The organism is Pseudomonas emilianonis (assembly GCF_023072625.1).
GTDB classification, from domain to species: domain Bacteria; phylum Pseudomonadota; class Gammaproteobacteria; order Pseudomonadales; family Pseudomonadaceae; genus Aquipseudomonas; species Aquipseudomonas paraveronii.
Genome location: NZ_JAKNRV010000207.1, coordinates 1 through 9,162, shown reverse-complemented (window position 1 = coordinate 9,162; position 9,162 = coordinate 1). Strand labels below are relative to the sequence as shown.

Genomic DNA, 9,162 nt, shown 5'->3' with positions numbered 1-9,162 from the left:
CGAAGGCCTCTTCGGGCTCGAGCACCTGCAGCAGCTCGGGCCGCGACGGGGCGGCAAACGGCAGTTCGGTGCGGGGCAGCCAGTTGACCACCTGCATGGCGGTCAAGTAAGCGCGACGTCGGGACTCGATAAGCACAGCTCGGCCACTTGTGGATAAGTAAAGAGCGGGGATTCTACCGCTGTTCGGTAACAATCGCCCACTGCGCACTGACCGGCTGTGGATAAATCCCGCGCCTGATGCAGTACAATCGCGACTTTTAATCGCCAACCAGCCGGCCATTCCCATGATCGAACCCAAGCGCGTCCTGCGCGCCCTCGCCGAACACTGGGCCTTACTTGAGCCACTGTGCGAACACTTCGACCAAGGCACCCTGAGCCTCGGCGAGCTGCGCGCACAACTGGCCGCCCAACAACTGGACAGCACGCCCCAGGACATCACCAGCTTGCTGGACGTGTGGATTCGCCTGGATATCCTGGTGCCTGTCGCCAAGAGCCCGAACCGTTTCGAGCTCAACGCGCAGATCCACGACTTCCTGGCCTATCTTCGCAAGGAGCACCGGCTTGGCCTGTGCCTGGAAATCGAAGCCTACCTGCGCCACCTCGAGCGCCTGGCCGGTTATATCCAGGACGCCTTCGACATCCGTGACGGCCACGACCTGGCCCGTCAACTGCGCCTGCTGGACATGCGCGTGCGCGACGTGCTGAAAAAGCTCGCCAACGACGAGCAAGCCCTCGTCGCCGTGGCAGACCGCGCCAAGACCAGCGACCGACAGATTCCGTTGCGTCAGCGTTACGCCGAAGTGCTGGCGACCTGGGACGAATACGTCGAACCGATGATCCAACTGGTAAACGCCGACGGCGCCTTCGAACAAGGCGTGCGCAAGGTCGAAAACGTGCTGCTGCGCATGCTCACCGAGCAGCAGCGTCTTGGCCATCTGGTCGACGACGACATGCTGTTGCGCACCCACGCGCGCATCCTCGAAATGCAGACCAGCGCCCAACTGACCCTGCGTCACGCCCGCGAGCTGCTGCTGCCATTGCGTGAAGAAGCGCGTCGGCACAACGCCGTGACCCGTGGCGCAGCGCTTGCCTTGTCGGCCATTCGCCGTAAAGGCCTGGACGCGGTGCCGCAGGCCGCGATGCCGATGTTTACCCGGCCGCAAAGCACCTTCCTCGGCAGTGCCAGTCAGGTCGAAGCCTATGTGTATGCCCTGGCGAACTTCGAGCCGAAACCCGCGCGGTTCCCCAAGGCGCACAAGGCCCCTACCGGCGAAGCCCAGCGCGCACCGCGCACGGTCAAGGAAATGCTCGAACGCTGCGAAGACGCGCTGCCGATGCCGGACCTGATGACCTGGCTGCTGGAACAGGAACCGGACGGCGCCACCGACGAATTGCTGTACTGGTTCTCGCGCCTGTCCCGCGAAAAACGCTTCAAGCGCGAGCGCCTGGAGCGCCGCGATTACCACACACACGAGCATCAGGTCAGCCTGCGCTCATTCGCCCTGCTCCCGGCCAGCACAGACGCGGCCGAGCATTCTGCGAGCACCCCTTATGCATCTTGATCTATCCGAACTGTCCCAACTGGCGCCGATCTTTCGCGAGCTGTTCAAGGGTTACCACGTCAGCCGCCGCGACCCGGAGCTGTACGCGCAACTGTCGAACTTCCAGGACCAGTACCGCACGCTGTTCAAGGCCCTGGGCTTTGAGCTGGTGTGCGATACGCGTGGTTTCTACTATTTCGTGCCGGACTCCGCCATCGCCAGCGCGCAGGTGAACAAGACCGCGCAACGCCTGGCGTTGTTCACCTTCATCATCGTCGAGCACCTCGCCGACCAGGGCCGCGACCCGATTGCCGTGCTCGACGGCGGCAGCCTCGGCCGCGATGAACTGCCGTCGCTGTTGGAGAAGTACCGCGACCTGTTTATCCAGGCCGAAGTGCAGACTCAGGAAGAGCTCGAAGAAAAAATCATGCGCCGCATGACCCAGCTGGGTTTTGCCAGCGAAGACAACGGCATCTATCGCTTCCTGCCGCCGATGCACCGTTTCCTCGATGTGTGCCTGTCGGTGCAGCAGGACCGCGACCTCGCGGCCAGCATCCACAGCGTGCTGCCATTGCCGGCGCCGGTGATCATCAACGAAGACAGCGACGAAAAACTGCTGGAAACCGATGACCCGCTGGACTTGAGCGACTTTGCCGACGACAGCGAAGAAGACGCCCTGGCCCGCGCCATTGCCGAAGAACAGGAGACCGATGCATGAGCAAGGAACGCTACGGCATCCGCCGCTTCGCCCTATTGAATACCGCTGGCTACAGCCTGGGTTTGTTCCCGCTGGAAGAGCCGCTGTCGGTGTATGGCGCGAACAACCTGGGTAAATCGGCGTCGATCAACGCTTTGCAGTTCCCGATCCTGGCGCGCATGTCGGACATGAGTTTCGGCAAGTACACCCTGGAACAATCGCGGCGCTTCTACTTCGCCACCGACACCAGCTACATCCTCGTCGAAGTCTCCCTGCCCCACGGCCCACACGTGATCGGCGTGGTCGGACGCGGCCCGGGCGGTGGTTTCGGTCACCAGTTCTTTGCCTACGCCGGCAAGCTGGACCTGGCCCACTACCAGAAAAACGACACCTGCCTGCGCCAGAAAGAGCTGTTCACCAACCTTGAGCGCGAGGGCCTGAAAGCCTACGAACTCAAGCCCGATGAACTACGCCGTTTGCTGGTCGGCGGCCACACGTCGATCCCGCTGGACCTGACGTTGATCCCGCTGCGTTCCACCAGCGAACAGAGCCTGAAGACCTTCCGCGCGCTGTTTATCAACCTGCTGCACATGCGCGAAATCACTGCCGCCAAGCTCAAGCAATTGTTCCTCGATGCGTTCGAGCACAGCCTGCGTTCCGGCAGTGTCGATTACATCGCCGCGTGTGAAGAAGCCTTCCGCGACGTGCGACGCATGGAGCAGGACTACAACTCGCTGGTCGCCGCCGGCCCGCTGGTCGAGGCCCTGGCCAATGGCGTGAAACAACGCGACATCCTGCGCGGCAAACTGCATCGCCTGTCGCCGCTGCTGGATTCGCTGCTGGGCACCTGGTCGGACTACGCCGGTGCGCGCAAGGAAGAGCTGACCCTCCAGGCCGAGCACTACCGCAACGAGCAGGACGCGCTGCAGAACAACCAGCGTGGCGGCACCCAGGAGCTGATGCGCCTGGAGCGCGAAATCAGCGGCATCCAGCGTTGGCTGGGCGAGCTGTCGGTGCTCAAGCATCGCTTTGCGCTGGTCGATGACGTCAAGGTGCTGGAACAGCAACTGCTGGCGGCCAAGGATGCCCACGATGAACTCGCCGGCGCCCTGGCGCAGTCGCGGCAGTTCAGCGCCGAGGACTTGGACGAGCGCCTGCGCGACCTGGAAAAACGCTTGAAGTCGGTCAAGCAGCAACTGGACCACGCCGACAACAACAGCTACGCCAAACTGCGCGAGGAATTCTCACAGCAGGATGTCGAGCGTCTGATGCGTCTGTTCAACAGTTCGTTGTTCAGCCTGCCGTTGGGTGAGCATGGCATCACGCTGGATGAGGACGGCCAGTGGGTCAAATCCCTGGAACTGATCCTCGATGGGTTCAAGGGTGAGCGCTTTGAAGTGCCGGGGCTGTCCATCGACATCTCCCACATCGAGCCACCTGCCTTGCAGGCCCTGGCGGATCGCGCAGCCTTGCGCGACCAGAAAGAGCGTCTGGAAAAAGAACTCAAGCAGCTCAAGACGCAGCAGGCGGTCGCCTCTGACCGCGCCGCGAGCAAAACCCAGACCGAAGCGCTGTACCAGCAAGTGCTGGACGCGCAAAAGGCGCTGGAAGATTTCCGCCGCGCGCAGACCCTGAGCGCCGAAGAAGGCGAGAAGCTGGAACAGCTGGCGCAGATGGAAGCGGCCCAGGATGAATTGAAGCGTTCCAGCGATGCGTTCACCGAACGCGTGCAGCAACTGTCGGCCAAGCTGCAACTGGTCGGTCGCCAGATCGGCGATATGGAAGCCAAGCAACGCACCCTGGATGACGCGTTGCGCCGTCGCCAGTTGCTGCCGGCGGATTTGCCGTTCGGCACGCCGTTCATGGACCCGGTCGACGATTCCATGGACAACCTGCTGCCACTGCTCAACGACTATCAGGACAGCTGGCAGGGCTTGCTGCGCGCCGATGGCCAGATCGAAGCGCTGTACGCCCAGGTACGCCTCAAGGGCGTGGCCAAGTTCGACAGCGAGGACGACGTGGAGCGGCGCCTGCATCTGCTGATCAACGCGTATGCGCACCGGACCGACGAAGCCCTGACCCTGGGCAAGGCGCGGCGCGCGGCGGTCACCGACATCGCGCGGACCCTGCGCAATATCCGCAGCGACTACGACAGCCTGGAACACCAACTGGCCTTGTTCAACCGCGAGATCAACAAGCGCCAGGTGTCGAACCTGCAGAGTTTCCGCATCGTGCTCGCGCCGAACAAGGAAGCGCTCAAGCATATTGACCAGATCATCCACAGCGCCGGTCAGTACGAAGAAGGCGAAACCCTGTCGGTGTTCGACTTGAGCCAGAGCGCCGAGCAGGACAACAAGAACGAAGAGGCCAAGGAATACCTGGCGCGCCTGGTCGCGGCCAACCATAACCAGTTGGGTCTCAAGGACTTGTTCGAGCTGGCGTTCGAGATCACCAAGGTGAATGGCCAGCCGGTGATTCACACCGACATCGACGGTGCGGCGTCCAACGGTACCACCATGACCATCAAGGCGCTGACCAACATGTATTTGTTGCTGCACTTGATGGACCGCGACCAGGCCGGGCGTGTGCGCTTGCCGTACTACCTCGATGAAGCGGCCGACATCGATGAAAAGAACCAGGCGGCGCTGCTGGAAACCAGCCTGCAATTGGGCTTCGTGCCGATCCTGGCGAGTGTGAAGCCGCAGGTGTCCGCCCAGGTGGCGATCGACCTGGAAGGCGGCAGCGGGCCGAATGGGATCTACATCGATGAGGCGGACTGGAAGTACATCCGTCGCCATGATGCGGTGAAGGCGACGGTGAATGTGCAGGCGGATGAGCCGGAGCTGGATGAGGTCTGACGGTTTGCGCTGAAAGACAGAAAGGCCGCGATCTTATGGATCGCGGCCTTTTTTGTGGGCTGGGGTTTGGCGGTGTTTTTGAGGGCCTCGTCGCGGGCAAGCCCCCTCCCACATTTGACCGAGTTTATCCTGTAGGAATGCGCTCGAAGGTGGGAGCGTCGCGGGCAAGCGCCCTCCCACAGGTGGCTGCGTTTATCCTGTAGGAATGCGGTCACCTGTGGGAGGGGCTTGCCCGCGATAGCCGCGCCTCGGTCTACTTACCCAGCGGAATCTTAGGTGCCCAGGTCAGCCACTCATCTTCAAACTTGTCGAACAGCGGGAAGGTTTGCTGCGGCCGTGCGGCGCTGCCCATGCGTTCGCCATCGGGCGTGGCAAAGGCGATGCCGCCGGCGACCAGGGTTTCCAGGGACTCGGTGCGCACCGTCGCGCCTTTGAACAGGCCGAAGTCGAGACCAAAGCCGCTGGTGTTCCAGAAGCGGCTGCCGCTGCGCACCAATGCCGCGTACTTGGGTTCGATCAGGATATGGATCAACACGCGGTCGGCGGTCTGGCCCAACTCGTAGCCGGTGACTTTGCCCACGGTGACTTCGCGGTAAGTGACGGGCACGCCTTCTTTGAGCGAACCACGGCGTGCGGCGCTGAGTGTCAGGCTCAGGCCGGCCTCCTGGTGGGTGGCTTCGGGCGGTTGGTCCAGCGCGACAAAGCTCTTTTGTGGCCCGGCGTTTTTCACCGCGGGCAGCACCTCGATGTATTGGCCGGTGACCAGGGTTTCCAGGTTCGAGGTTTTCATCAGGCCCAGTTCCGGCTTGACCACCCAGAACTGGCTGCCGACGCGCGCGATGCGATCCGCGACCTGGGTGATGCGCGCACCGAGCAGCACCGATTGCATATCGGCGCTGAGGTCGACGCTCTCGATCTTACCGACGTCCAGGCCTTTGAAACGCACGGGGGTACCGGGGCGCAGGCCGTCGGCGCGGTCGACTTTGATAGTCACCAGGGTGCCACTCTGATTCGCCGCGTCACGATCGGTGAACAGGCGGAAACGTGGGATACGCTTTCTCAGCGGCACGTTCGGTTCCGGCGTTTCGAAGGCGATACCGCCAGATATCAGGCTGGCCAGGGATTCGCTTTTAACCTGGATACCGCCGGTGAGGCCGCCGGTCAGGGTTACACCGCTGGCATTCCAGAAACGCGTCGAGCCATTGACCAGGTTGGCGTATTCCTTCTCGATGTGGACACCGATCACCAACTGTTTGTTTTTGCGTGAGAACTGGTAGCTCTGCACCGAGCCGACCTTGACCTGCTTGTAGAGGATCGGGCTGCCAACATCCAGGGAGCCGAGGTTGTCAGTGAACAGCACCATGTGCAGGCCAGGAGAACGCAGGTCCAAGGGCGGTGCCTTGGCCCGAGCCACGTACTCGCGTTGAGGTGCAGTGCCTTTGTCACCGGGACGAACCGCGATGTAGTTACCTTTGACCAACGCCTCGAGCCCAGTGATACCGGCCAGGGAAATCGACGGTTTGACCACCCAGAACTGGGTATCCTGAACCAGGTAGTCTTCGGCCAATGGGTCGAGGGTCAGCTCGGCGTTGGCACTGGACAGGTCCGGATCGATCTTCAGGGTTTTCAGGCTGCCGACCTGGATACCTTTGTACATCACCGGGGTACGCCCGGCCTGCAGGCCTTCGAAGTCGGTGAGTTTGACCTTGACCTTGATGCCGGCGGCGGCGGCGTCGAAGTCTTCATACAGGCGGAAGGGCAGGCTCGGATCGGTCGGCGGGCTGTCCTTGCGATTCTCCGGGGTGGCGAAGGCGATACCGCCAGAGACGATGCTGGAGAGGGATTCGCTGCGCACCTTCACACCGGAGAAGTTGGCGTCGATGCTGATGCCGCTGGCGTTCCAGAAACGCGTGTGTTTGCGCACCAGGCTGGCGTAGGTCGGCTCGATGTAGACCTTGATCTCGACGGTGCTCTGGTCCTCGGACAATAGATAGCTTTTGACCTGACCGACCTGGATCTGCTTGTAGAACACCGGGCTGCCGCGGTTGAGCGAGCCGAGGCGGTCGGCCTTGATGGTCAAGTGCAGGCCGGGCTTGGCGTCGGACAAGGGCGGTTCTTCGGACAGCGCCTTGAATTTGCGCGTGGACTCACCATCGCCAGGGCTGGCGGCAATGTAGTTACCCGACACCAGAGTCTCCAGGCCGGTGATGCCGGCGAGGCTGACGCTGGGTTTGACCAGCCAGAAACGCGTATTGGTCTTGAGGTACTGCTCGACATCCTTGTTCATCTCGATGGTGGCAATCACCCCGCGATTGTTACCTTCGTCGTCCAGGGCCAGAGTCTTGACCTTGCCCACGGGCATACCTTTGTAGACCACTTCGGTCTTGTTGATCTGGATGCCTTCGCCGCTTTCGAAGCGTACCTGGATCTCGATGCCCTGTTGGGAGTAGGCACGCCAGCCCAACCAACCGCCGATGATCAGGGCGATCAGGGGCAGTACCCAAATGGCTGACCAGTTGGAGGCCGGGCGGGTTTTAGCTTTAGGCAAATCACTCATGGTCGTCGTCCGACTCCGTGTTATCCCAAATCAGTCGGGGATCAAAAGTTACAGCGGCAAGCATCGTCAAGATCACCACACTGGCGAACGCCGCTGCGCCGAGATTGGCCTCGACACTGGCAAGCCGTCCAAAGTTTACAACCGCCACCAGGATGGCGATCACGAAGATATCCAACATGGACCAGCGGCCGATGAATTCGATAAAGCGGTACATGATAATCCGTTGTTGCGCGGACAGCGGTTGGTGACGCTGCACCGAGAACAGTAGCAGACCAATGCCCACTAGCTTGAACGTCGGCACCAGGATGCTGGCGATGAACACCACCGCCGCGATGGGGAACATGCCGTGCTGCACCAACTGGATCACGCCGGACATGATGGTACTGGGGTCACCCTGGCCGAGAGAGTTGACGGTCATGATCGGCAGCAGGTTGGCGGGGATATAGAGAATCGCGGCGGTGATCAGCAAAGCCCAGGTTCGCGTGAGGCTGTTGGGACGACGGGCATGGACCAGCGCACCGCAACGCGTGCAGGTTTGCTCATCGGTGTCTGGCGCTTGCTTGTTCAATTCGTGGCATTCGGTACAAATCAGAATGCCTGCATCAATCGCCCGCATGATCATCCTCTCCTGACAGTGATTGCCAGATCTGGTGGGGCGACATCACCACCTCAAGCAGAACCTGAACCATTAATAGGCTGACGAAGCAGACCAGGCCCAGGCCAATCGTAATGGAGGCCATGTCGGCGAGTTTTACGATCGCCACCAGGACGCCCATCAGGTACACCTCCAACATCCCCCAATCTTTCAGGTGATGGTAAATGCGGTAGAGCAGCAGCCCGTAACTGCGGCCGATGTTCCAGCGAATGCTGAGCAACACCGCCAATTGGCAGAGCAGCTTGAGCAGGGGAATGCCCATGCTGCACAGGAACACAACGGCGGCGACGCCGCGCATGCCGGTGTCGAACAGGCCGACTACGCCGGTCCATACGGTGTCCTCTGAGGACTGCCCGAGTAGATTGAGCTGCATGATGGGCAAAAAGTTCGCGGGGATGTACAGCAACAGTGCTGCCAGCACTAAGGCGAGGCTACGTTCGACGACGTTGTGGCGGTGCGCGTACAGCTCGTAACCGCAACGCGGGCACTGGGCTTTTTCGCCGAGGGCGAGCACAGGTTTGCGCATCAGTAAATCGCACTCATGGCATGCCACCAGGTCGTCCAGGGGTAAATCCGACACCTTGGGGGCATCATCCGGATCGGGCATAGATAGGGCTCGGACGCTAAAAAGGTTAGGTGCCTATTCTAGTAGTCTGGTTCAGAAATAACTGTGCAAATTTGTCGGATGCCGGATCGTCGCAAGCCACTTCGCACTTTCCAAGCAGACAAACAAAACCCCTGTCTGCGTGAGCAAACAGGGGTTCTGGAATTTAATCTTGACGATGACCTACTCTCACATGGGGAAACCCCACACTACCATCGGCGATGCATCGTTTCACTACTGAGTTCGGGAT

General features: G+C 61.1%; 6 protein-coding genes, 1 rRNA gene and 1 pseudogene. 3 read left to right on the top strand and 5 right to left on the bottom strand.

Annotated elements, in window-relative coordinates:
- Positions 1 to 136 (bottom strand): annotated as a pseudogene (locus tag L9Z73_RS19230) (energy transducer TonB); the annotation flags it as partial.
- A gap of 148 nt (positions 137 to 284) precedes the next feature.
- Here L9Z73_RS19230 and mksB point away from each other — a divergent pair.
- The 3 genes from mksB to mksF are packed head-to-tail and all read left to right on the top strand — an operon-like array spanning position 285 to position 5,096.
- Positions 285 to 1,562 (top strand): Mks condensin complex protein MksB, encoded by a 1,278-nt coding sequence (gene mksB, locus L9Z73_RS19225; protein WP_247404130.1) that lies wholly within the window; start codon positions 285 to 287, stop codon positions 1,560 to 1,562.
- Positions 1,552 to 2,259, top strand: coding sequence for an Mks condensin complex protein MksE (gene mksE, locus L9Z73_RS19220; RefSeq protein WP_247404127.1), 708 nt, complete (start codon positions 1,552 to 1,554; stop codon positions 2,257 to 2,259). The genes mksB and mksE overlap by 11 nt, the downstream gene beginning before the upstream one ends.
- Complete coding sequence (gene mksF, locus L9Z73_RS19215; RefSeq protein ID WP_247404124.1) at positions 2,256 to 5,096, top strand: Mks condensin complex protein MksF; 2,841 nt, start codon at positions 2,256 to 2,258, stop codon at positions 5,094 to 5,096. Before mksE ends, mksF begins: the two co-directional genes overlap by 4 nt.
- Positions 5,097 to 5,349: 253 nt before the next feature.
- Here the strand turns inward: mksF and L9Z73_RS19210 are convergent, their stop codons facing one another.
- From L9Z73_RS19210 to rrf, 4 genes are all read right to left on the bottom strand, one after another.
- A complete protein-coding gene (locus L9Z73_RS19210; protein ID WP_247404121.1) occupies positions 5,350 to 7,653 on the bottom strand; it encodes a PqiB family protein in 2,304 nt (767 codons plus the stop codon).
- Positions 7,646 to 8,269 (bottom strand): paraquat-inducible protein A, encoded by a 624-nt coding sequence (locus L9Z73_RS19205; protein WP_247404118.1) that lies wholly within the window; start codon positions 8,267 to 8,269, stop codon positions 7,646 to 7,648. The genes L9Z73_RS19210 and L9Z73_RS19205 overlap by 8 nt, the downstream gene beginning before the upstream one ends.
- Positions 8,256 to 8,915 (bottom strand): paraquat-inducible protein A, encoded by a 660-nt coding sequence (locus tag L9Z73_RS19200; RefSeq protein WP_247404115.1) that lies wholly within the window; start codon positions 8,913 to 8,915, stop codon positions 8,256 to 8,258. Before L9Z73_RS19200 ends, L9Z73_RS19205 begins: the two co-directional genes overlap by 14 nt.
- 167 nt (positions 8,916 to 9,082) lie before the next feature.
- Positions 9,083 to 9,162 (bottom strand): 5S ribosomal RNA (gene rrf, locus L9Z73_RS31560); the annotation flags it as partial.